Origin of the sequence: Blautia segnis (assembly GCF_014287535.1) — a bacterium.
GTDB classification, from domain to species: domain Bacteria; phylum Bacillota; class Clostridia; order Lachnospirales; family Lachnospiraceae; genus Blautia_A; species Blautia_A acetigignens.
Map to the genome: position 1 here is coordinate 75,412 of NZ_JACOOT010000009.1, position 23,252 is coordinate 98,663.

Annotated in this window: 24 protein-coding genes, 1 tRNA gene, 4 pseudogenes and 1 riboswitch; of the genes and pseudogenes, 5 read left to right on the forward strand and 24 right to left on the reverse strand. The window is 41.9% G+C overall.

Annotated features, from left to right (window positions below):
• Positions 1-11: 11 nt before the first annotated feature.
• The 7 genes and pseudogenes from H8S54_RS03755 to H8S54_RS03785 form a co-directional block, all read right to left on the reverse strand.
• Positions 12-527: a cysteine hydrolase family protein gene (locus H8S54_RS03755; protein WP_021925283.1), complete on the reverse strand. Its 516-nt coding sequence runs from the start codon at positions 525-527 to the stop codon at positions 12-14.
• Positions 528-828: 301 nt separating this feature from the next.
• A complete protein-coding gene (locus tag H8S54_RS03760; protein ID WP_021925284.1) occupies positions 829-1,314 on the reverse strand; it encodes an aromatic acid exporter family protein in 486 nt (161 codons plus the stop codon).
• A 57-nt stretch (positions 1,315-1,371) separates the two neighbouring features.
• A pseudogene (locus tag H8S54_RS03765) lies at positions 1,372-1,623 on the reverse strand (glycine radical domain-containing protein); the annotation flags it as partial.
• A gap of 25 nt (positions 1,624-1,648) precedes the next feature.
• A pseudogene (locus tag H8S54_RS03770) lies at positions 1,649-2,035 on the reverse strand (pyruvate formate lyase family protein); the annotation flags it as partial.
• 39 nt (positions 2,036-2,074) lie between these two features.
• On the reverse strand, positions 2,075-2,707 hold the full coding sequence (ttdB, locus tag H8S54_RS03775) for a L(+)-tartrate dehydratase subunit beta (RefSeq protein WP_186900952.1): 633 nt from the start codon (positions 2,705-2,707) through the stop codon (positions 2,075-2,077).
• Between the two features lie 15 nt (positions 2,708-2,722).
• Positions 2,723-3,628 (reverse strand): L(+)-tartrate dehydratase subunit alpha, encoded by a 906-nt coding sequence (ttdA, locus tag H8S54_RS03780; protein WP_186900953.1) that lies wholly within the window; start codon positions 3,626-3,628, stop codon positions 2,723-2,725.
• A gap of 100 nt (positions 3,629-3,728) precedes the next feature.
• A pseudogene (locus tag H8S54_RS03785) lies at positions 3,729-4,046 on the reverse strand (SLC13 family permease); the annotation flags it as partial.
• Between the two features lie 23 nt (positions 4,047-4,069).
• Between H8S54_RS03785 and H8S54_RS03790 the strand changes: the two are divergent.
• On the forward strand, positions 4,070-4,981 hold the full coding sequence (locus H8S54_RS03790; RefSeq protein WP_021925342.1) for a LysR family transcriptional regulator: 912 nt from the start codon (positions 4,070-4,072) through the stop codon (positions 4,979-4,981).
• 72 nt (positions 4,982-5,053) lie between these two features.
• Here H8S54_RS03790 and H8S54_RS03795 read toward each other — a convergent pair whose 3' ends face one another.
• The 3 genes from H8S54_RS03795 to H8S54_RS18085 all read right to left on the reverse strand — a co-directional run bounded on the left by H8S54_RS03795 (position 5,054) and on the right by H8S54_RS18085 (position 6,799).
• On the reverse strand, positions 5,054-5,674 hold the full coding sequence (locus tag H8S54_RS03795) for a hypothetical protein (RefSeq protein ID WP_021925343.1): 621 nt from the start codon (positions 5,672-5,674) through the stop codon (positions 5,054-5,056).
• 150 nt (positions 5,675-5,824) lie between these two features.
• Positions 5,825-6,280 (reverse strand): YhcH/YjgK/YiaL family protein, encoded by a 456-nt coding sequence (locus tag H8S54_RS03800; RefSeq protein WP_186900954.1) that lies wholly within the window; start codon positions 6,278-6,280, stop codon positions 5,825-5,827.
• A 144-nt stretch (positions 6,281-6,424) separates the two neighbouring features.
• Positions 6,425-6,799 carry a response regulator gene (locus H8S54_RS18085; protein WP_243176623.1) on the reverse strand — a complete coding sequence of 125 codons (375 nt, stop codon included), beginning with the start codon at positions 6,797-6,799 and terminating at the stop codon, positions 6,425-6,427.
• A gap of 424 nt (positions 6,800-7,223) precedes the next feature.
• Positions 7,224-7,299, reverse strand: a riboswitch (cyclic di-GMP riboswitch).
• 151 nt (positions 7,300-7,450) lie between these two features.
• On the opposite strand from H8S54_RS18085, the gene H8S54_RS03810 reads away from it, so the two are divergent.
• The 3 genes from H8S54_RS03810 (at position 7,451) to H8S54_RS03820 (ending at position 9,070) form a co-directional block, all read left to right on the forward strand.
• Positions 7,451-7,522: transfer RNA gene (locus H8S54_RS03810), tRNA-Arg, on the forward strand.
• A 109-nt stretch (positions 7,523-7,631) separates the two neighbouring features.
• Positions 7,632-8,090, forward strand: coding sequence for a DUF4869 domain-containing protein (locus tag H8S54_RS03815; RefSeq protein WP_021926607.1), 459 nt, complete (start codon positions 7,632-7,634; stop codon positions 8,088-8,090).
• Positions 8,091-8,095: 5 nt separating this feature from the next.
• On the forward strand, positions 8,096-9,070 hold the full coding sequence (locus H8S54_RS03820; RefSeq protein WP_117849585.1) for a P-loop NTPase family protein: 975 nt from the start codon (positions 8,096-8,098) through the stop codon (positions 9,068-9,070).
• Between the two features lie 55 nt (positions 9,071-9,125).
• Here the strand turns inward: H8S54_RS03820 and H8S54_RS03825 are convergent, their stop codons facing one another.
• From H8S54_RS03825 to H8S54_RS03860, 8 genes are all read right to left on the reverse strand, one after another.
• Positions 9,126-9,614, reverse strand: coding sequence for a GGDEF domain-containing protein (locus H8S54_RS03825; RefSeq protein ID WP_186900955.1), 489 nt, complete (start codon positions 9,612-9,614; stop codon positions 9,126-9,128).
• Positions 9,596-10,021: a hypothetical protein gene (locus tag H8S54_RS03830; RefSeq protein ID WP_186900956.1), complete on the reverse strand. Its 426-nt coding sequence runs from the start codon at positions 10,019-10,021 to the stop codon at positions 9,596-9,598. The genes H8S54_RS03825 and H8S54_RS03830 overlap by 19 nt, the downstream gene beginning before the upstream one ends.
• Before the next feature lie 43 nt (positions 10,022-10,064).
• Positions 10,065-10,361, reverse strand: a complete 297-nt coding sequence (locus tag H8S54_RS03835) for a hypothetical protein (protein ID WP_021926602.1) — start codon at positions 10,359-10,361, stop codon at positions 10,065-10,067.
• A 152-nt stretch (positions 10,362-10,513) separates the two neighbouring features.
• On the reverse strand, positions 10,514-11,386 hold the full coding sequence (locus tag H8S54_RS03840) for a DUF3881 family protein (protein WP_021926601.1): 873 nt from the start codon (positions 11,384-11,386) through the stop codon (positions 10,514-10,516).
• Positions 11,387-11,555: 169 nt separating this feature from the next.
• Complete coding sequence (gene serS / locus H8S54_RS03845) at positions 11,556-12,851, reverse strand: serine--tRNA ligase (protein ID WP_117849593.1); 1,296 nt, start codon at positions 12,849-12,851, stop codon at positions 11,556-11,558.
• 169 nt (positions 12,852-13,020) lie between these two features.
• The gene (locus H8S54_RS03850) at positions 13,021-13,545 is read right to left on the reverse strand and encodes a DUF4446 family protein (protein ID WP_021926599.1); all 525 of its coding nucleotides are present in this window, start codon (positions 13,543-13,545) and stop codon (positions 13,021-13,023) included.
• A gap of 9 nt (positions 13,546-13,554) precedes the next feature.
• On the reverse strand, positions 13,555-14,538 hold the full coding sequence (locus H8S54_RS03855; protein ID WP_021926598.1) for a ParB/RepB/Spo0J family partition protein: 984 nt from the start codon (positions 14,536-14,538) through the stop codon (positions 13,555-13,557).
• Positions 14,538-15,305 (reverse strand): ParA family protein, encoded by a 768-nt coding sequence (locus tag H8S54_RS03860; RefSeq protein WP_021926597.1) that lies wholly within the window; start codon positions 15,303-15,305, stop codon positions 14,538-14,540. Before H8S54_RS03860 ends, H8S54_RS03855 begins: the two co-directional genes overlap by 1 nt.
• Before the next feature lie 917 nt (positions 15,306-16,222).
• Here H8S54_RS03860 and H8S54_RS03865 point away from each other — a divergent pair.
• Positions 16,223-17,179, forward strand: coding sequence for an alpha/beta fold hydrolase (locus tag H8S54_RS03865; RefSeq protein ID WP_021926596.1), 957 nt, complete (start codon positions 16,223-16,225; stop codon positions 17,177-17,179).
• A 771-nt stretch (positions 17,180-17,950) separates the two neighbouring features.
• Here the strand turns inward: H8S54_RS03865 and H8S54_RS18090 are convergent.
• The 6 genes and pseudogenes from H8S54_RS18090 to H8S54_RS03885 all read right to left on the reverse strand — a co-directional run bounded on the left by H8S54_RS18090 (position 17,951) and on the right by H8S54_RS03885 (position 23,240).
• The gene (locus H8S54_RS18090; protein ID WP_243000119.1) at positions 17,951-18,640 is read right to left on the reverse strand and encodes an IS200/IS605 family accessory protein TnpB-related protein; all 690 of its coding nucleotides are present in this window, start codon (positions 18,638-18,640) and stop codon (positions 17,951-17,953) included.
• A gap of 76 nt (positions 18,641-18,716) precedes the next feature.
• Positions 18,717-18,941, reverse strand: coding sequence for a hypothetical protein (locus H8S54_RS18095; protein WP_243000120.1), 225 nt, complete (start codon positions 18,939-18,941; stop codon positions 18,717-18,719).
• A 165-nt stretch (positions 18,942-19,106) separates the two neighbouring features.
• A complete protein-coding gene (locus H8S54_RS18100) occupies positions 19,107-19,277 on the reverse strand; it encodes a hypothetical protein (protein WP_243176633.1) in 171 nt (56 codons plus the stop codon).
• A 67-nt stretch (positions 19,278-19,344) separates the two neighbouring features.
• Positions 19,345-19,538: pseudogene (gene tnpA / locus H8S54_RS19535) on the reverse strand (IS200/IS605 family transposase); the annotation flags it as partial.
• A 358-nt stretch (positions 19,539-19,896) separates the two neighbouring features.
• On the reverse strand, positions 19,897-21,702 hold the full coding sequence (locus H8S54_RS03880) for a DUF4340 domain-containing protein (protein WP_186900957.1): 1,806 nt from the start codon (positions 21,700-21,702) through the stop codon (positions 19,897-19,899).
• The gene (locus H8S54_RS03885) at positions 21,702-23,240 is read right to left on the reverse strand and encodes a GldG family protein (protein ID WP_186900958.1); all 1,539 of its coding nucleotides are present in this window, start codon (positions 23,238-23,240) and stop codon (positions 21,702-21,704) included. The genes H8S54_RS03880 and H8S54_RS03885 overlap by 1 nt, the downstream gene beginning before the upstream one ends.
• Between the last annotated feature and the right edge of the window lie 12 nt (positions 23,241-23,252).

A 23,252-nucleotide genomic window follows, 5' to 3' on the forward strand; every position in this document is an offset into this window, starting at 1 on the left:
CAATCCGCCAATTAAATTACCTCGATCTGGCAGGCCTTCATGGCTTCCAGTGCTCTCTCGTGGCTTTCCGGGGTTACTCCTGCGCAGCAGAGGGAATCTACAATAATCGGCACCTCTGGAAGAAATGCTTTGAGCAGCATGGCATTGGAGATGACGCAGATGTCGGTGCAAAGTCCCACCAGTGTAATGCTGTCGATGGCTTCTGATTTATTGAACTCCTTCAGAACTTTTCCAAGAGTTTCACTGCCGAAAGTAGGCTTGTCAATGGGACCGGACTCCAGAAGTTCCGCGATCTCCTCGCGGATTTCCCAGCCATAGGTTCCCCGGATGCAATGCTCCACCGGGAGCTTTCTGCCCTCCTGGGTCTGCAGGTAATCTCCGCCATGTGTATCCCTTGTAGCCAGAACAAGTCCATTAAAATTCTTCACTCTGTCTACCACATTGGGCACAATTGCTTCCGCCTCTGGCGTGCCAAGCGCCCCGTCTATAAAATCATTCTGCATATCGATCACAACTAAAATATCCATGCTGTTCCCCCTTTGTGTTTTTCACGCCCTGATAAATTCATCATAATTTTTTCGAAAACATACTTTTTCTTACTATATCACCTTATCCGAATTTCGTACATACCCTTATACAAGAAAGCCGCTTCTACGGGACACAAAAAACAGCCGCCAGGCCCTGTATAGGGTTGTGACCTGCCGACTGCTTTCCTTTTTCATCTTACCCTTTAATCAATACGTTAGAGGTGTTTATCTTTTATTTTTGAAACGATAGCGGAGAAATTTTTATCATCATCCGTACCAAAGTTTTCACGTTCTTTTTCCCTCATGGTACGGTTCTTGCGATTGTGTATAGAAAAACCCTTTCTTTTCCGACTGTAAACATAACAACGAAATAAATGACGATTCCAGGCTGAATTGCAGAATCTGCACCCAGTGCAAAATTGCACCAGAGTACAAGACAAAGCCCTGTTACAAGCCATATCCAGTCAGGTATTCCAAAAGGCTGACTGGTATACAGCCTATGAAAGGGAATTACCAGAAGACCGCCTACAAGAGTTCCGATCACCCGGTTAATTCCATTGTGGAAGCCCTCCTCAAACTGGCTTCCCACCCCGTACACTGCACCGATCAGTGCAAAACAGGGATTTCGCCCTCCCAAAGGATATTCATAAATAACAGAAGTAATCAACACTACCAGAGCTGTACGCCACATACGTTCTGTCAGACGGGGCGATTTGAAGTTTTTCAGCGGCGTAAGCTGCCACTTGTTTTTCACTTCAGCTCTGTCCAGCATTTCCTGTGGTCCCATTCGCAGCACTCCTGACTATGCCGTTATCAGCTGGTTTTTTTGACCCCAGCCTGATTCCTACAGTGTCTTATGGCAGGTACGTGCAATAACATCAAGCTGCTGTTTCTTTGTTAAGGAAATAAACTTCACAGCATAACCGGAAACACGGATGGTAAAATTCTGATACTCCTCTTTTTCCGGATGTTCCATTGCATCGATCAATTTCTCTGTGCCAAATACGTTTACATTCAGGTGATGGGCATCCTGTGCAAAATATCCGTCCAGAATCTGAACCAGGTTATTCTTGCGCTCCTCATCCTCATGTCCAAGTGCATACGGATTACATCATCATACATGTTTCTGCTGCCTGCACTGCCATACGGATTCCACCGTAAGGCATAAATGCACGTTTCAGCGGCTTGTCTGTCTGAAGACCTACAATCTGTTCCAGATCCTTCATATCCTCACTGATATAGCCAGGACCATATGCGGTAAGTCCGGAAACCACTTCTGTTTCACATTCCAGCACGCCGCCTTTCTCGCGCTCTTCCTTCTGAAGCTTCTGAACATGGTTCCATAACTTTTCTGTTCTGGATGTAGGACCTGTCAGAAATGACTCGTCACCATCATATGGTGTGTAGTTTTTCTGGATAAAGTCACGGACATTGATTTCTTCCTGCCAGATTTCTCCGTGAAATCCGTCCCATGCTCCATTACTGTCAAACTTTCCCGGGGCTGTCATTGGCATTGCCTTTCTCCTCCTTTATTTTGTGTAAGCTTTTTATTTGATAAATTTAACTTCCGGATAGATAGCCTGCTTTGCAGCTTCTTTTCTCTCGTTGAAAATTACCTTGTTCTCTTCGAACAGGTTGCGTCCCTGTGCATCGATGGATACGATCAGCGGACCAAATTCTTTTACCTTGTTGCACCATAAAGTCTCCGGCATTCCAAGCTCATCCCAGTGATGCTCTACAATCTTCTCAACCTCTGTTGCAGCTACTACTGCACAGCCAGCCGGGAATACGCAGTGGATTGCACCAAATTCCTTACATGCGCGCTCTGTGTTCGGGCCCATTCCGCCTTTTCCTACGATCACTCTTACGCCTGTTAATTTGGTAAATTCATACTCGAATTTCTCCATACGCATGGAAGTTGTCGGTCCAACAGAAACCATTTCGTAATCATCCTCTGTTCCCTCAATCTTGCGGACAATAGGACCAGCATGGAAAATTGCTTTGTCTTTGATGTCATATGGAAGCTCTCTTCCATACTCAACCAGACGGCGGTGAGCTACGTCACGGCAGGTCATCAGATCTCCGTCCAGCCAAACAATATCGCCGATTTTGATATCAGCCAGGTCTTCTGTACTGATTGGTGTAATAAGAACTTTTTTATCTCCTCTGATTTCGATCATGATTTTTCCCTCCGATTATGCGTTGAATTTCCATGTGGAATGTGTATCACAGGTTACTGTAAGGTCAGAATTTACAATAAGGTGACCGCGGCGGTGTGACCAGCAGCCTACGTTTACTGCAACACCGATTGTGGATGGATGACGAGCTGTTTTCTCAATGTTTACTCCCATTACAGAATATTTTCCGCCCATTCCCTGCGGTCCAAGGCCAATCGCGTTGATTCCGTCTTCCAGAAGCTTTTCCATTTTTGCTGCGTTTGCGTTGTCATTGTGAGAACCGATCGGACGCATCAGGGCTTTCTTGGAGTTAAGGGCTGCGGTCTCTACAGAGGTTCCTACACCTACGCCAACAAGAAGCGGAGGACAAGCATTCAGTCCATATGTTGTCATCTGGTCCAGAACGAAATCGGTAACGCCCTCATAGCCTGCGCCTGGCATAAGTACCATTGCTTTTCCCGGAAGAGTACATCCGCCGCCTGCCATGTATGCGTAAATCTCACATTTATCACTGTTCGGAACGATATCCCACCATACAGTCGGAGTTCCTTTTCCAACGTTTCTCTTTGTGTTGTACTCATCGAAGGTCTCTACTGAGTTGTGTCTTAAAGGAGCTGCAAAAGTAGCCTGTACAACTGCTTCTTTGAGAAGTGCTTCCAGCTCATTGATGTAAGGGAAATTTGTTCCGCATTTCAGCCAGAACTGAAGAACTCCTGTATCCTGGCAGCTCGGACGGTTCAGCTCTACAGCCAGTCCCTGGTTCTTGGTCATTGTCTCATAAAGTACCTTTGGAAGTGCTGCGCTTTCCTGGGAACCAAGCTCTTCCAGCTTTGCTACTACGTCATCCGGTAATTTTTTTCCAATATGGGCAACAAAATCTGCTACCATGTCTGTTAATACTTTAACTCCATTTTCTTTAGTCATGATTTACCTCCTGATTATTAAATGGTTGATATTTTTGGCATTTGATTTTTGGTTATTATTTATCTAAAGCAGTATAGTTCCTGCTTTATTTTCTCATCTCTTACGGATAGAACGGGAAAAGGATCGGCAGTAAGATCATACAGATCACAAAGGATACCAGAATCAGCGGCAAGCCTGATTTCACGTAATCCTTGAATTTATATCCTCCAAGTCCTACTACCATGGTGTTTGCAGGCATTCCAATCGGTGTTGCATATGCACAGGAGCCTGCGATTACAGTCGCGATAACCACTGCTCTTGGATCTGCTCCAAGGTTGTTTGCAAGGGAGACTGCAATTGGAATCATCAATGCGGTAGTTGCTGTGTTTGACATAAAGTTTGTCAGTGCACAGGTTACAATGAAGATTACCAGAAGAAAAATGTAATTTAGAGGTGCCTATTATGACTCTTAATCAACTCCGCTACTTCTGCACTGCCAGCCGCTGCCACAGCATCACCAAAGCAGCCGAAGAATTATATGTCACCCAGCCCACCGTGTCCGTAGCCATCCGTGACCTGGAAATCGAATTTGGAATCAGTCTTTTTTACCGGAAAGGAAATCAGCTGATCCTTACCCAGGAGGGAGAGGCACTTTACGAAAAAGCCACCTACATTCTTCAGTACTGCACCGAGCTTCAGGCTGACTACTCCAGCATGGCAAGAGTGAAACCGCCTCTTCGCATCGGGATTCCGCCCATGCTGAGCACGGTCTTTTTTCCGGAACTGCTCACTGCCTTTCGCCGGGAGCATCCGGAAATTGCTGTCGTTCTGGAAGAATACGGCTCTGTCCGCGCCTGCAATCTGGTTCAGGATGACACCCTGGATCTGGCTCTGGTTAATATGGAGCAGTATAATATTGATAAATTCCATAATGCGGTTCTGGCAAATGACCAGGTTGTTTTTTGTGTGAGTAAAGACCACCGACTGGCGGACAAAAAATCGGTTACTACCAAAGAAATGTCAAAAGAAGATATGGTTTTCTTCAACGCTGATTCCGTGCAGAACCAGCTGTTAAAAACACGGTTCGAAATGGACGGCTACACGCCTAATATCGTCATGCGCAGCAGCCAGATCTACACGACCCTGCAGTTTGTAAAAACCGGAAAATACGGCTGCTTCCTTTATACCAGCATGACTGACAAATTTGCCAGCTCCGGGATCGTCGGCATTCCCCTTAATCCGCCTGTTCGCGTAAAAATTGGAATGGTCTGGAAAAAGGGAAAATACATCAGCGGAGATATGCAGAAATTCCTGAACTTTACCAGGATGTACTACAGGGAACATCCGCTGACGCAGAAGAGTTCTGCGCCGTAAAGTTAATCATCAGAATACAAAAAGATACTACTTACCAGTAATATACTCATAAGTAGTATCTTTCCAATTTTACTAAATAAAGTACTCAATAACCTCTTCCACCGGCACTCTGGTTTTCTCATTATAAACCAGCACAGCCTCCCGGGCATTTACTTTTCCAAGGGCATACAGGACGTCTTCTTCACGGTTGAAATACCGGAAAGGCACTTCCCGGTTGTATGCTCTTGGATGTTCCAGATCAATGAGGATATCTTTTTCCTCGTAAGGCTCATCCCAATAATAAGGATCAAACAGCAAAATACTGCCGTCCTTCACTCCGGTAAGGAGCACATAATGGGGTTCATCCAGAAACAGTCTTACCACGGCTGCCCCGCCATGACTCAGTGCCTGGTTAATCCTGCTCCCCGGACCTATGTACACCTCAGATCCCGACAAATATTCACTGCTTACCGTCATCATCCCAAGGTTCCCAAACTCATTCAGCCAATTGGAAAGAAACATCATGGCCGCCCTGGATGTACCTCTTTTTCCCGGAATGCCTTCTTTGCTGTAGCAGTCCAGACAGTAAAGCATGGTATTTCGGATCACCTCCGGCGGAATCTCATCCCTGTCAAACAGATAAATAATCGCATTCAACATGGATGTGGGTCCGCAGTCATATTCTGAAATCTGATAATGCAATGGATTTTTCACGATTTATGCCCCCTCTTTTGTACAACTCCTCAAATAATATGTCATTATAAAAATGCTACTTACAAGCATGATACTTATAAGCAGCATATTATATGGTTCCTGTTTTTTCAATAAGAAATTATATTGTATTTCCCTTCCGTCACAAACAGCTTATTTCACTGGAATCTTAAACACAATTTTCTTCGCAGGTGCCGGCTCGTCTGCTGCAACTCCTGGCATGTGTCCGTCATCCGGTGCATAGAAGCCGAACATTCCCGGCTCCAGTACCGTATACCCCTGCCATGGACCAGCCACATAAAGAATAGAATCACTCTCCGGTGTCATGTCATTCCCCACTGTAAGGTTCCGCAAAGAAGCCCAGTAGATTTTCTCTTTTCCCTCTATTAGATACTGTAAATCACAATATTTCTTGTGGGATTCCATCTGTGAGCCCTCTAACGGTCTTGTAGTATAACTCTGCACAGAGGCAAACACACCATTTTCCAGATCATATCTGCCCGCCGGAAGATTTTCCTTCTTCTGCTTCTCAATAAATGCCAGAACCATGTCTGCATACTCCTGCAAATCTCCATAAAGATGCAGCTTGTCCGCATAATCTGTAATCATAAAAACTTCCCCCTCCATTTTTTACTTGACTGCTTCATCATCGCAGTCCTCTGTTTTTCAGGTAATTTGATTATATCAGTTTAAATGGATTCGCGCCATTACATTTTGCTTGACTTCTGATTTTCTTTTCGAGAAAATACGTCTCTACAGCCACCGTCTCAGCACATCCCTGAGCCGTGTCATATCCAGAGGTTTGGAGATGTGTTCGTTCATGCCTGCGTTTTTGGCAAGCAAAATGTCTTCTGCGAAAGCATTGGCTGTCATGGCTACAATGGGGATGGTTTTTCCGTCCTGTTTGTGGAGAGAACGGATTGCTGCCGCCTGCCTGTTCTCCCCTTCAGTCCATGCCAGCGGAGAAATTGCTATGGATTTAAACTGCTTCTCATTCATTGTGCAGTACTCGAACCGGTAAATATCCTCCGGCTTTTTCAGCCTGCTCCTGATATTTTCCGGGGAAAAGGCCTCTTCCAGGGTAAGCTCACTGGAAACCGTCTTAAACTTAGACGCCATAGCTGCCACAATTTGATCACCTGGCTGACAAGCTTAAGATTCTCCTGCATCTGCATTTCGCCCTTACCGCTGATATATCGAAACCGATCATTTTCAATATAAGCACAGTTTTTTCCATAAACCACATTTTTCAGTGATCCAGAGGTTCTGTTCATAAATTCCTCATAGCTGTACCCAAGATTATGCAGGAAAAATTCACTGATATAAGCAATCGTCAAATTTTCATCATAATATCCTGCAATAAAACCAACGGCGTGATTGTGGTAAATTGTTGATTGTATTGCAGAATAGGCTTCCTCACTAAGCTACGGTTCCTCAACGGAATACAAAAGTTCCTCTTTATATAACTGTTTCTTCATTTTCACTCTACTCCATCTATATAAAAAAACACATACTGCAGCATTCGCCATAGTATGTGATCCTATCCTGATTATTCTGCAGCTGGCTGCCATTTTACAGGCCCTATAGTTTTGCGTCACAGTCTTTCGACTGCTTTGCCCATTTATAGATTTGTTTAGAACATTGTATACAATATCTCTCTTAATTGCAATTGTTTTTCAACAGGTTTCCTAATTTATTTTTATCCGTTTTGCCATTTCCTCACGAAAGAAAAACCTTGTAATTTGTTTCTAAATATAGTACAATTGTACCTACAGATTTGTCCTGTTAGTTTAACGGATAAAACAAGCGCCTCCTAAGCGCTAGCTGTGGGTTCGATTCCCGCACGGGACGCTTATCTAGGAAAGCGGGTGAAACTCCAACGGAGGTGTTGGAATTTCACTCGCTTTTTGTTTTTCCCAGACTGACAGCTCAAAATTTATATCTGCATCGGAGGCATTATATGCTGACAATCATATACGGAGACGAACCGCAAAGTATTTACAATACGAATGTTTATTTTAAAAATACTTATGATCCGGAATGGTTTGAAACAGAACTTGCCAGAAAAATGGTTGAAGATATTGATCACTCAAATATTTTAAGCAGTGAATGTATTAGCAGTCCTGTTCTGGGACAAATCCCACCAGAAAGATTATCTGGCGGAGTCAAGACTTTGTTATTGATTCTAAATGAGCCAGACAAAATTTTTAATGCATCTGCATGTGGTGATAATTGCGCAAAATGGCTGTTAGAAATTGGAAAGATCAAGGACATAACAATTAATCTCAGGCATATGATGGACTTTGGAAAAAATACTGCCTTTGAAATAAAAGTAAAAAACGGAGGCGAACTTGTCCATTCCATGCGTGAACTGCTTCCAATAGCCAGTAAATATCTAAATGAAATGAAACCGGAGTGATAAGCATGAAAGGTTCTCATAGAATAATTGTTGAATCACGAAAAGTAAAATATGATTTTATTATAAAACGAAATATCACAATTCTTACAGGAGACAGTGGTTCAGGAAAAACCGTATTAATTGATCTCATTCATGATTACAGAAGATACGGTGCTGACAGCGGAGTACAACTCTCTTGTGACCGTGCATGCCGTACAATTGATAGTGAAGACTGGGAAAGAGAATTAAAAGAAATTTCAGATAGCATCATATTTATTGATGAGGGAAATCGTTTTCTAAAGTCAAAAAAATTTGCAGAACTGGTACAAGGTTCTGATAACTATTTCGTAATTGCAACCCGCGAAAAGCTTCCAACGCTTCCCTACAGCATTAATGAAATATACGGTTTTCGTGAATCCGGCAAATTCCATAATACCAGACAGACTTATAACGAACTGTATCATTTATACGGTGAAATTTCCGCAGAAACTACCATAGTTCCGCAAATGATAATTACAGAAGATTCCAATTCCGGTTACCAATTTTTTTCTGAATTAGCAAAAGCTCAAAAGATTACTTGTATTTCAGCAGATGGAAAATCAAATATCATTCAAAAGCTGGAAGAAAATCGAGATATAAAAGGAACAAAACTTATTATAGCTGATGGAGCTGCTTTTGGTTCTGAAATGCGTGAGCTAAATGTATATCTAAATAACATCGAAAATGCGGCGCTATATGCGCCGGAATCTTTTGAATGGCTGTTGCTCTCCTGCAATATTATACCAAATATAAATGTGCAAAATATTTTGCAAAAACCGGAAGACTATATAGAAAGCAAGGACTTTGTCAGCTGGGAAAGATTTTTTACTGCACTGCTGATAGATAAAACCAAAACTTCTTCTGTATGGTCTTACACCAAAAAGAAACTCTCAAAAGCATATTTGTCTTCTAAAGTTATAAATTCAGTAAAGAAATTTATGAAATTGATTAAATGGGTATAATCGCCGGGCCACTCGCTTCAAGGTGGCTCGGCGATTATCTATAAGTCTGCTTAACTTACTTCTCTTTCATCTTAAACGCAGCCTTTCCATTTTGTTTCACGTTATACAACGCGGAATCGGCGTTTCGGCACAGGGAGATGAAATCTTCGCCCTGATCTGGGAAAGCGGCTCCGCCGGCGCTGGCTGACAGCTGCACCTGTTCGCCGGTTGGAAGCGTCAAGTGAGAAATCATCCTCTGGAAATCTGCCATATAGTTCTGCACTTCTTCCAACGTCAGGTTCTTTAAATAAACTACAAACTCGTCACCGCCATATCGGCCGATAATACTTTCCGCAGGGAAACACTTCTTCATGGTTTCTGCAAAATGCTTCAGGCAGAAGTCTCTATTATTATGTCCATATATATCGTTATAGCTTTTGAAATTATCCACATCAATAAAAATGAAAACCCCCGGCGTCTTTTTATACATTTCATCTTCCACAGACTTCTGAAATGCCCGGCGGTTAAGGATTCCGGTAAGAAAATCTATAGCGGACAGTCCCATATAAAGCTGTTTATCCTTTTTTTCCAGCTTCCCGATGCATTGACATCACCGCTGCTGATACAGGTAACATAATTCTGTGAATTCGCATTTAACAGCTGAACACTGATTTTTCCCTGAAGCAGTTCATAAACTCCCAGCTGTCTGAGGTTCTCTATCATAATAGACACATACAGACTGTGAATCTGCGAGGAATCCTTCACCGGGACAAAAACTGTCATAATCATATTTCCAGTCTGGCTGGACTGATAGGGATCTGAATTAAAGGATTGCTCTGATTCCAGTGCCTGCTGATCCAGATTCTTCTGCAGACGCTCCAGAATTTTTTTCGGTGTCTCCCCTTCCATGGACTGAATCATTTTCACATCTTCCTGTACATAATTTTGCAGGTATTCCATGGAATCATTCATTTTTTCCGCATACAGGCTTGTGATCAGTTCCAGATGTTCGGTATTATACTTCCGGGCAATTCTGCTGAGATGGAAGTACGCGGCCACAATAATGGCCAGACAGACGGCCAGATATAAAATAAACAGTAATTTTTTTCTCGCTGTCCGGGTTGGAAATACAGGTATAATCCACCACTGCTGATTCTTCTTCCGCCTGAGCCTGATCTGTTCCTGAATTTATCCCCAAGTTCTGGGAACAGCCTCCCAGCAGAAACGCGGCAGATCCCAATACAGCAGCCAGGCCTAGCTTTATTTGTTGTCCTTTAAAAGGTGATTTACTTTCAAACATTTGTACTTTCATAAAATCTCCAGATAGTTTACTGCTCTTTTTTACAATTATATTCCCCGCCCAAATCCGCTGTCAATCTAAAACAAAGCCGACAGAGTTTTTTGTTCCCTGTCGGCTTCTGCTGAAAATCTTAATTATTTTTCTTTCCCATGCGGTGTTCTTACTTAAAAATGCAGCTGTCCCTGCAGCCAGATCAATCCCTTGAAACGCCGGCCAACTTCCGGTTCTCCAAGAAGATCGGCTTTGTTTATGCAGACATCAAACTGAATATCATTGCACTCAATTGTCATCTGGCATAATTCTTCGCCTGTGAGAATATTTTTGAATGTGACATATTCCAGGATTTCTCCCATAATACTGTACTGGTCACACTCGATTCCATGAGGCATAAAATAAGAATCTACAATGGTAAATACATCATCTGTCACAATACGCTCGGAAATCATGGAATACGTGTCCATATCTTCCATGGTAAGGTCTTCCATGGCCTCCTCATCACCGTTTCTGGCTGCTGCGATCAGGTTATTGCGGTTCTTTGTCAGCTCCCGCTCTACTTTCACAGCTTCCTTATCCTTCTGCACCGGGAAAAGAATCTTTCCTTCTCTTGCAAGTCCGGTAATGGTCAGCGGCTGTCCCTCACGTAAATTTCCCTTATATTTCTCCAGCATATATTCTGCCGGATTCTGCAGATAAAAGATCAAAGTCACACCAAGACGCAAATCATCGCATGCACCTGCATAGGACTCTTTCTCAGAATGTCTTTCCACAACTACATGCTCCTGGGTCGTGATTCCTGTGCCGCGAAAAAATGGAAATGTATATTCCACGTGAAACTCATTTTCCTCGTCATACTGCCCACAGACTGTAATTCCGCAGTCGCAGCCATAATTCTTGGAATATTCCACAAAAACTCCGTCTGGATGATTTTCTACCGCAATTTTTTCATCGTAAGTACTCATCACATCCCGGATAATTTCCTGCATTTCCTTGCGTGACTTCACTTTCGAAAAGCCAACAGCTCTTAAATAACTGTGCACACTATCACCTCCCTATTCTATGATTTAGGCTTCTTATTTCATAATGTTTTTGTACGATATGATATGTTCTCTTCTGCCGTTTGTGACTGTTTTATTTTTCGTCCGCAAAGCAGAAATTCAGTTTAAAGTTCTGTTTTACGGACTTTGTTGTTTCTTGTCAAATTAAGTCTTATTTATTAGACTTTTTCTCGATTTTTGTCATTCCGCCCATGTATGGCTGAAGTGCAACTGGAATATTTACGCTTCCATCTGCATTCAGGTTATTCTCAAGGAATGCGATCAGCATTCTTGGCGGAGCAACTACTGTATTATTTAAGGTATGTGCAAGATATTTCTTGCCATCTTTTCCATTTACACGGATTTTCAGACGACGAGCCTGTGCATCACCAAGGTTGGAGCAGCTTCCTACCTCGAAGTATTTCTTCTGTCTTGGAGACCATGCTTCAACATCAAGAGATTTCACTTTCAGGTCTGCCAGGTCACCGGAGCAGCATTCCAGTGTACGAACCGGAATATCCAGGGAACGGAACAGATCTACTGTGTTCTGCCACAGCTTGTCAAACCACATTTTGCTCTCTTCTGGTTTGCAAACTACGATCATTTCCTGTTTCTCGAACTGATGGATACGATATACACCTCTCTCCTCAAGTCCGTGAGCACCTTTCTCTTTACGGAAGCATGGAGAATAGCTTGTAAGAGTTTTCGGAAGCTCTTCTTCCGGAATGATCTGGTCGATAAATTTACCGATCATGGAATGCTCACTGGTTCCGATCAGGTAAAGGTCTTCGCCCTCAATCTTGTACATCATGGCATCCATCTCAGCAAAGCTCATAACGCCAGTAACAACGTTGCTTCTGATCATGAACGGCGGTACGCAGTATGTGAAGCCTCTGTTGATCATGAAATCACGGGCATATGCGATAACTGCGGAATGAAGTCTTGCAATATCGCCCATCAGATAGTAGAATCCGTTACCAGCAACACGTCTTGCGCTGTCAAGATCGATTCCGTCAAAAGCTTCCATAATCTCTGTATGATATGGAACTTCGAAGTCCGGGACAACCGGCTCACCGAATTTCTCAATTTCTACGTTCTCGCTGTCATCTTTACCAATCGGTACAGATGGATCAATGATGTTCGGGATTACCATCATATCTTTCAGAAGCTCTTCCTCTACTTCTTTCTCTCTCTTGGAAAGCTCCTCGATACGCTCGCCGGACGCAGCAACCTGTTTCTTAACTTCCTCAGCCTCTTCTCTCTTGCCCTGGCCCATAAGAGCACCGATCTGTTTGGAAATTTTATTTCTCTCTGCACGGAGTGCCTCAACTTCCTGTTTGATCTCACGGTTCTCTTTGTCCAGCTCCAGAACCTTGTCAACCAGTTCCAGTTTACTGTCCTGGAATTTGTTTCGGATGTTCTGCTTTACCACTTCCGGATTCTCTCTCACAAATTTAATGTCTAACATGTCTTCCTCCTGTACTGATACGTTTTTTGTATCTGTTATTTTTCATTTCTTTTATTTGTGAATTATATAGACAATACCGCCGGCGGGCGACATGCCTGTTTATTATTTTTTGCTGATTTCTTATTGCTGCTTCAATCTCTGTTATATAGGAAAGTTTCTGTAGAAAACCTTATTCATCTTTCTCAATATTTTCCAGACCGAAATTAACAGCTTTTCGTAAAGCTTCCAGTTCTTCCTGGCTCAGCATCACATAGGACTCTCCCTTTACGATTTCTTTCAGATAAAGGAAGCAGTTGTCTCTGCTGTGCACTGCATTCAGAATAACACCTGAATTATCCTGATCCAGAAGTGCAAGCGCAAAGCTCAGTTTACCTCCAACGTCATCAAATGCATCATACTTCTCAACGCCATATTTACTGAACATGGTTTCCAGATGGTGTTTGATCAGATTGATGTCATGTTCATGATCTTCTTTCGCTTCATAAAGACGATCGATCTGGGCAAATTTGCGTACAAATACTTTTTCAAGAGATTGTGCGTCACTGCCTTTCATGAACACTTTGTATTTACGTTCCAGGCGGCTGATCCGCATCTTGCTGCTGAATACATTTACAGCCAGAACGATTGTCAGAATCAACAGTAAAATAATAATGATGCCAGGGTCCATTCCCAGGCTGTCAAAAATACTGCTCATGCACACTCCTTATCTTATTGATTCAAATAATTCAATGATTCTTTCCAGTTCGTCTCTGGAATAATATTCAATTTCAATTTTACCTTTGTTGTTCTTCTTTCTGTGGATGAAAACCCGGGTTCCTACGATTCCCTTCATTTTCTCCTCGAGGCTTTCGTATATTGCATCTTCCGCAGTATTTACCTGCTTTTCCGCTTTTTTCTTAGGCGGTTCAACAATATGTTTCACAAGTTTCTCTGTTTCGCGAACACTTAACTTCTCGTCGAAAACCTTCATTGCCACGCTTGCCTGTTTGTCCTTGTCAGGAATAGCAAGGATGGCACGGGCATGTCCTGCTGAGATCATCTCGTCAATGAGCATCTGCTGAACTCTTTCGTCCAGCTTCAGAAGACGAAGGGAATTGGTTACTGCAGTTCTGCTCTTGGAAACTCGCTCAGCAATGCTGTCCTGTTTCAGTTTAAACTCATTGATCAGGCGTTTGTAGGCCATTGCCTCCTCAATCGGGTTTAAGTCTTCCCGCTGAATATTCTCAATCAGGGAAATCTCTACAACCTGCTGGTCGTTAAACTCTTTGATAATAACCGGAACTTCTTTCAGGCCAGCCAGCTTGGCAGCTCGCCATCTTCTCTCGCCTGCAATGATCTCGTAGTAGTCACCTTTGTCAGATACCAGAAGCGGTTGTAAAATACCGAACTGTTTAATGGACTCTGATAATTCTACCAGAGCATCCTCATCGAACTGTTTTCTTGGCTGAGTTCTGTTCGGCTCTACTTTCGAGATTTTCACAAGCATTTCTGTTTTCTTTACTTCTGTCGGCGCATCTGCAGTCATTTCTTTTTTGTCTGAAGCGGGGACTGTAGTTTTTACACTCTCAGCCTCCTGCTTTGGATTTACTTCTTTTGTAATGGGCTTTGGTACTGGTTTCTTCTCTGCTGGTTTCTCAGGGAAAAGAGCATCCAGTCCTCTTCCAAGTCCTTTCTTCTTGACTGCCATTATTCAACCTCCCTGTTTATCACTTCTTCTGCAAGAAGGCGATAGCTTTCTGCTCCGGTAGATCTGGGATCGTAAATCGTGATCGGCTGTCCATAGCTTGGAGCTTCTGCCAGTCTGACATTTCTTGGGATAATTGTCTTGTAAATATTCTGCTGCAGATTTTCCTTAACATTCTCTACTACCTGCAGTGACAAGTTGGTGCGCGCATCATACATAGTGAATACAACGCCTTCGATTTCCAGGTTGTTGTTCAGTCTGTCTTTGACCAGATCAATTGTATGTATCAACTGTGACAAACCTTCCAATGCGTAATACTCGCACTGGATTGGAACCAGTACGGATGTGGCTGCTGTAAGTGCATTGATGGTGAGCATATTGAGAGATGGCGGACAATCGATAATAATATAATCGTAATTGTCCTTTACTTTATCTGTAATCTCTTTCAATATGTATTCTTTATTGTCGATACCGACCAACTCAATTTCTGCTCCAGACAGATTTACATTAGACGGTATTAAATCCACATTTTCTACTACATCTTTTACAATTGTTGTCTCAACATCTGACTGTCCTACCAGAAGTTCATATAAGGTATCTTCTACTGCATTTTTGTCAACACCTAATCCACTGGTAGTATTTCCCTGAGGATCCATGTCAATCGTCAGAACTTTCTTTCCCTGTTCTGCAAGGCATGCCGAAAGGTTAATCGCTGTTGTTGATTTACCAACGCCGCCTTTCTGATTTGCAACTGCAATCGTTCTGCCCAATATCAACCCTCCCTTTCATAAGATTTTCGAATTGCTTCACTTTTCCATAGTTTCTTCAATCCTATCATAGAACTATTGCTATTATAACACTTTTAAAATTATCGTGCCACATAATGTTTCACGTGAAACATAGAAAATGCCTTTTTATTTTGTAAAAATATTGTCTATTTTTATCTTTAAAATTATTATACCCACTTTGAATGTAATTCAAACGGGTAGGTGATATTTATTAATGATAGGCTCAATACTTTGTAAAAGGGCGGTTTAGGTAATCAAGGCGGACGCTTTCCCCCAGGTGTTCCGGGGGAAATCTGGTTGTTGAAATCTATTGCTCCACAGAAGTGAATGCAATGCGCATGAAATGTTATGGCTTAAAGTTACAGCTAAAACTGATTCCAAGATAATCGGCTACATAACATCCTGTAAGAACACTTGATATTACTGTGCATAGAACAACGGATCTTAATTAAATTCTTCAGATTTTATCTCTACTCCCGAAATGACCACTTAATAATAACGGGCAGATATTGTGTATTGGTTAAAACTCTCCCCAGCGCCAGTGAAAAAGTATCGTTTTAGCGCATTCCCCTTACCAGTAACCAGTGAGCTCGCAAGGTATATTCGTGAGCAGGTCATTTCAGGAGCGGTCTTAACGTAGACGAGATCCACTGTCTACGGAGACTTAGCATCGAAGGCTCTCCTGAGATGCTTAGTCGCAGTTGACAGTTAGCTTGGCGGAGTGTTGCGACGACCTGCGATGAATATACCTTGTGAACTCGCGTCCGGGCAACGATTGCTTCACTAAGCCGCCCTTTTAGATATCAACCGCAGAGTGTACAAATCCCACAAAATTATTGTAAAATTCACCTGTAAGGCGTATAATATACATACAAATTCAAAGGAGGTTCTCTATAAAAATGAAAGAAAGTAAACACAAACTTTTGACTCTGGCTGCCTTAACCACTATCGCTGCTGGTGTCATCCATCTGTCCAATAGAGTGATTGTTGCCTCTTCACAATTAAAAGAAATGCTCGATTTTTCCAACCACAACTACTACAAATGGCGTTTCGGAAAAATATATTATACAAAGAAAGGCACCGGTTCTCCTATTCTTTTGATCCACGATGCCATGCCTGGTGCAAGTGGATATGAATGGTCACGTGTTGAGAAACATCTTGCCCAGGAGCATACAGTTTATACTCTCGATTTGTTAGGATGCGGACGTTCTGAAAAAGCTGGAATTACATACACTAATTTCCTCTTTGTACAGGTCATCTGCGATTTTATCAAGAATGTTATTAAAGAAAAGACTGATATAATTGCCAGTGGCTTCTCATGTTCATTTGTTACTACTGCTGCCGCATATGACAAAGAAAACATTAATAAAATTATGTTTGTCAATCCTGTAAGTATGGCTTCCCTGGCCCAGATTCCTACTCAGAAAGACAAAATATTTAAATTTCTCGTAGAACTGCCAGTGTTTGGAACCTTTATTTATCATATAAATGTTTCACGTGAAACAATTAGTGATTTCTTCCTGGATAAGCTTTACTACAATCCATTCCACGTAGATGGTGATGTTTTGGACGCTTACTACGAAGCTGCTCATAAGGGTGGTTACTATGCCAAGTATTTATATTCAAGCCAAAGTGCTAAATATATGAATATTAACATTCGTCATGCCCTCAGCACACTGGATAACAGTATTTATATTGTAGAAGGCGAAGACGAGTCAAACGGTGCAGGAATTGTAGAAGACTACTGTAAAGCTAATCCAGCAATTGAGTCCGCAACCATTCCTTATTCCAAGCATTTCCCACATATTGAAAACGTAGAAGCGTTTCTCGAACAGGTTGGGGCGTTTTTCGATTAACGCCATTTATTTTTTATATAACAATACTCGCTTTTTCTTTTGTTATTTCAAAGTCTTGAAATGTTTTTTAATAACATTTCAAGACTTTTTCATTGTTCACTTATTCATTTTCTTATCTTTTGCACATTTTGTGATATGTATTTTCATCATAATATTATCTTTTTCTCGCTATTTATCTCTTTCTTTGCGCATTTCATCTAATATATTGATATTTTTTTATTTTTGGCAGGATTATTTTTCCTAATTAGGCTGCACGTATTTTGTTATTATTTTTATATTTCCTCATTGTTTTGTTTGTTGTTTGCACAATGTGTTTTGGATTGTGCCTAGAAAAGTTTTTCTGTGAAACAAAGCACGTGAAACGCAAGAATAATCTTTCAGGCGTATTCTAATGTAACGTTCCCTGCGCGCTTATTAGTAAGGCGTATGTTCTGACGCTTTTATTTTATGTCGATTTTCATTGCTATTTTCTTTTGCAAGTCCTATTTTTATCTCTTTTGCTTTCAAAAGTGCTATTTTTAGTACTTTTATTATTCTTTTATTGTGGCAGTCCACATTTTCGTGCTTTTAATATATTTTCCGACATTATTTTCGTACTTTGTAAGTGGATTTCACACGACTAAAGTCGCGTGCTCCTCAGTCGCTTTAAGCGACAAGGCTAAATATCGGCGGATACGCCTGTAACTTAGGATATGCGCAGTCATGCGCTTTTCCATGCCAGATATGGCAGGTTCCAACATCACAGGTAGTCCGCTGTATATCTGCCTGTGTTTATGCTGCTCTTAAAAGTTCCATTTCTAAAAATAATTCTCCTAAGTCCGCATATACACATGAGATCCTACGCTTTACTGAAGGGACTTTTGCCTCCAGTAAAGACCTTTCCGTTGCCGGAAGGGGTTTTAAAAGTTCTCTGATAAAATATCTTGCCCCGATATTATACGATGCTGACAGATCACAGTTATATCTTTTTCCGGTCTGGAATACACAGAGGCTGTGGTTTTTCGGGTCACGGGATACCCTTCCGGAGCCATCATATGCAAGCCTGCTTGTATCCCATGCGCAGACTCTGGATACCCGCATCCCTTTTCTATGTGCCTGATGTTCACAGCGTTTCTGGATATCCCGTTTTCTCCACAGATGCAGTTTCTGTTTTTTCTCTCCGGATATCTTCCCCTGCATTTCCAGATATTCGAATACGATCACATCTGCATGGTTTTCCTCTGCATATCTTATGATTGCACCTGCGATCTTCTTTCCCAGCTCTATATTCAGGCGTTTCGTATATGCCCATCTTCCCCGTGACTGCGCAGAGCCGTGTTCCCTCTGGAACTTCCGGATCCGTCCCAGCGTGCGATACATCCAGTCTTTTTCACTGGGATGATTGATAAATCTTCTTCCCAGGACAGTTCCGTCTGCCCGCATAATGGTACAGACTGCATCGGTATTGATCCCCAGATCCACACTGCAGATGACCTGTTCTTTTACCGGTGTTTTTGTAAGTGTTATTTCTTTCGTATAGGAAAAACGCAGGAAATATTTATGGTGTCTTTTCTCCAGTATCGGGGGCAGATGCCTTTTTCCCCGACCAGTTCTTACGAAGATATTCCATATCTGTATGGTTTAAACGCACACAAAACCATTTCCAGTCATGGCCATCATACAATTTCAGATATGCTTCCTCTTTTCCTTCTGCTCCCTCTCTGTACATGACACCACGGTAAAAAACAGGCATGGCATGATTCTCATACACCAGTTTGGGCATCCCTGTTTTTTCCCCTGACTTTGTCCACAGATCCATCCGTGTTTTGTAAGAAGATACACTTCCCAATGCATGCCGGATTGCAGCTCTTCTGAGGTAGGATGGCATCTTCGGGAAGCGGAAGTCAAAATCAAAACGTGCAGTTTTTTTCGTAGTATGCACCAGATGCTATGCGGCATTAAAACGCCTTTTAGCCTCCGGGATCTCTTCCAGTTCTTCCCACACCTGCTCATATATTTCTGTCAGATAGCTGACCGCAGACCGATAGAGTCCCAGTGTCTGGCGGATCGGGATATTCTGTTTTCGTACTTCTACGCCATAGCTGGATACTGTCTGCATCTCTTTTCCTCCAACAAACCATTTCTTCTGTCAGGCTTTTTTCTTTTTCCTTTTGTCCTTCGATGTAAACAAGCAGATGGATATGGTCCGGCATCACCTCCATTGCCAGGATCTGAAATTTATATTCTTCTGCAAGATCCTGTAACATTTCTTTACATTCTGTATCGATTCCATTTTTTAAAACCTTTTTCTGTATTTTGTACACCAGACAAGATGATACTGCAAAGAACAGCCATATCCCCTACCATATGAAAGTTTGTTATATCTATATCAAATATATCTTTTCCATATAAATATTATATCATATGTATCTGTTTGTGTAAACGTTTGTTCTGTTTTTTGTAAAAAAATTTGCGCGTCTAACTCATCACCGGAAGTAACGAGAATGCGACGCGCAATTATTCAAAAACAGTAAAGATGCATGATAGTAAAACACATTCCGCGATGCAAAAGTAAGTTTCCGCAGAATGTCTATTTTTTTGCGAAACCCAAAAGAGTAAAAGAGCTCCGATGCAAAACTAGCATCTTAGTTTTACATCGAAGCTCTTCAAATTTGCCGCATCAAAAGCCAGCTACATCAAATTATTTTAGTTCTTATCCAACCCGTTTTCGCAGTCTATCATTCTGCAGCATCTGTTTCGTCTTCCGCCAGGCTATTAGAAGCAGCAGTACCCTCTTCTTCAGCGTTATCATCCGTATCGCTTGTACTGTTCTCCTCTATCCCTGCAACAGTTTCAAATGCCTGGAATAATTCTTTCACTGTCATTTTGTTTATCAGATATGTTTTTCCATCTGTAACGGCAGCATAGTAATTGGTATCGTAGGAGTAATATTCTACGGTTGTTTTATTTCCGTCAACATCTGTGAAATCTACTGTCATTTCAGGGTCTGCGTTTGACTCAAATTTGTCAGTAAGTCGTTTTTGTGCAGCCAGGTTGATCAGTTTATTGTAGAAAGTGGTAAATGTAGCACCGTCCAGCTCGGCGCCATTCAATTTATAGGACAATGTTACAGTCGCGGAACTTGAGGCATCCTCAGCACTGTCATCTGTACTGTTATCTACATCAGCCTCATCACTGCTTTCCTCTTCTTCCGAAGATGTTTCACGTGAAACATTTACAGTGTACTCATCACCTTTGTAATTTACATCCAATGTTTCCAGGTTATTAACTGACAGATAACTTACTGTCAGATTCCAGAAATCGGCAGCTGTTTTTCCCAGGAAGGTGTCCAGCGTATCTTCTGAAATTGTATAGATTTCATTGCTGTCATTTACGCGTACATATCGTCCGCCGTCAGATGACTCATCGCCAACCTGAATCACAAGCTCGCGATCAACCATCTCGGTCTCAACCTCTTCCTCAGAATCTGTGTCAGCTTCATCTACAGCCTCTTCTACATCTCCCTCGGAATCCGCAGTAGCTTCGTCTGTATCTGTATCGTTCGCACTTTCTGCATCATCATTTTCTGCTGTGTCATCCGCCGTGCTCTCCTCAGAATCGGCAGCTTTTTTCTCATCCTGGTTCGCATTCTCAGGTGCCTCTGTAGCGTCCTCTGAGCCGTTTTTAGCCTCATTTTTCTCATCAGCGGAGTCTTTCTCGACTTCTTCCTGATAATCCACCGTAATTTCAGCATAAGGCTTATCCAAACCATACTGAGAAAGCTCTTCATCTGAGCAGTCGTAGTTAACAAAGCTTGCATATGCCATGCCAGAAACGGCACTTGTCAGGGATGTAGCTTTTGCAGAATCTGCCTTTTCCGTGTTGCCGTTTTCTGTTATATTCCAGAAGTTATTTTCATCCTTTTCAATGCTATAGGAAGAATCTTTTCCATCCACAGACACTTTACTTATTGTGGAGGAATCCACTGTTGGGAAAGTTCCGCTCTCAGCAAAGTCATACAAGGTTCCTTCAAAGGACTGGAATGTGGAATTGCTAACTACATAAACAGTGGAGGAATCTTTATCCAGGTCAATGTATTCCTGGCTGGTAGAATCATTCTCCATGCCAACGCGAATAACCGTTTCACTTCCATCTTCCATTGTCACTGTGATTGTATTTTCCGGCTGCTCCAGCTCGTACTCAGAAGCGTCTTCCACATCTTCCAGTGTTCGTTCCGCTTTCACAGAGCTCAGGGAGCTGATCAGAGTATCCATTTTATCCTGGTCTACAGGAAAAGCAGTCTCATCGCTTTTCACCCAGGAATCTCCATCTTTCTCAAAAGTAACTTCTTTTTTATCCATTACAAATTTAACAGATTTTACATCATCGGACGCAATGGAAATAATCTCCTGAGATTCCTCCTCATCGGCTTCTGCCTCTTCGGCATCCTGCTTCGCCACGTAGGTTTTTACACCTACGTAAGCTCCACTGAGAACAACCAAAACGCCCACTGCTGTAATAAGATTTACAGATTTTTTCTTCATCAGGCTTTTCTCCTCTTTAACCAGATCATAAATCCAACTAACAGGAATGCTCCCGGAATCAAACCAATCACACAGATCTTCCAGAAGCTTGCATCATATGCTGTCAAAGTCAGATAAGATACTTCCAGGCTCTTGGACGGGATAGAGACTGTTGTGCTGTCCTCCGTGTCAACAAGAGCACTTAAGGAAGCCATTACCAGTTTCTCATTTCCGCCGGAAACCATCTGGTTCACCTGGCTCTGAAGTAAATTTGATGTTGAATAATAAATAATGTGCGTTTCTTTATCAGTATCAACAGTCTCTGTAATGCTTACACCCAGATCAAACGGACCATCAACATCTCCATCTTCTTTTGAAAGAGTTCCGCTGTTCACATCCGTCTTGGAATAAGCACTATCAGAGGTTGTGAGAAGACTTTCAATCGTTACAGTATCTCTTACATCTTCTGATTTCTGAATTCCCTGTGCGTATGGCATAAGAATATAATATCCAGAAGAAACAAGATCAGAAGTAATGTCTGTACTATTTATGGTAGGTACCAGATAATATGGCATCTGTGCCGCATAGTGCTGGGAATCTCCCTCAAACACCAGGCCATCTACTCGATTTACACCATAATTTTCAAGTACAGCGTCAAAATTCGGCATTTCCTGTCCGGTGTAATCAGAGAAAATCATTGCTTTTCCTCCATTTTCCAGATACTCGATCAGCGCTGTTTTCTCATCTTCTGAGATATCGGTTGTAGGCGCATCAATCAACAGACAGCTCGCATCCTCTGGAACGCTTCCCTCTGTAAGCAGATTCAGGGACTTAATCTCCATGTTGGCTTTCTCAATGTCTTCCTTCACTGTGGAATCCAGATCCTGCTCTCCATGTCCCTCTAATGTATACATCACCGGCAGGTTCTCGCTGGTTACATATGCAATGGCACTTGTAATCTGTCCTTCTCCATCGAACCCTGTTGTCTTATAACTGTATGTGTTGTAATCAAGGGATGATTCGTATATATTGTTATAATTTACAACTTTATTCCTGTCACCGCATACAATAATCAGACTGTTGGATGATAGATTATCACTTGTGTATTCACTGATAAATTTCGGATTTACCACCGGGTCCTTCTGTTCTACAGTAATATGATCAGACTCATCTGCATATCTCTGAAGCAGGTTGCTGATGGTTTCGTCCTCACTTCCGCTCTGGGCAATCTGATATATGATCACATCTTTGTCCAGATCCTTCAGCATTGCTTTTGTTTCATCTCCGATTGTATAAAGTTTTTCGGAGCTGATATCAAGCCGGGTGTATTTAGAAGGAAGATTTCCAGCTATCATATTTATAACAATAATGATAGCAGCAAATACAACAATCATAATAGAACTGTAGCTTCCATTTTTCAGATACTTTTTGTTAATTGTATCTTTAAACTTTTTCCTTTGTTTTTTGCTACTATTGTTATTGTTTTCTATCTTCTCTACACTTTCCGTATTTTCTTCGTTTATGTTGTTATTGTTATTATTTTTCTTACTAAAAAACATTTCTTCCCACCT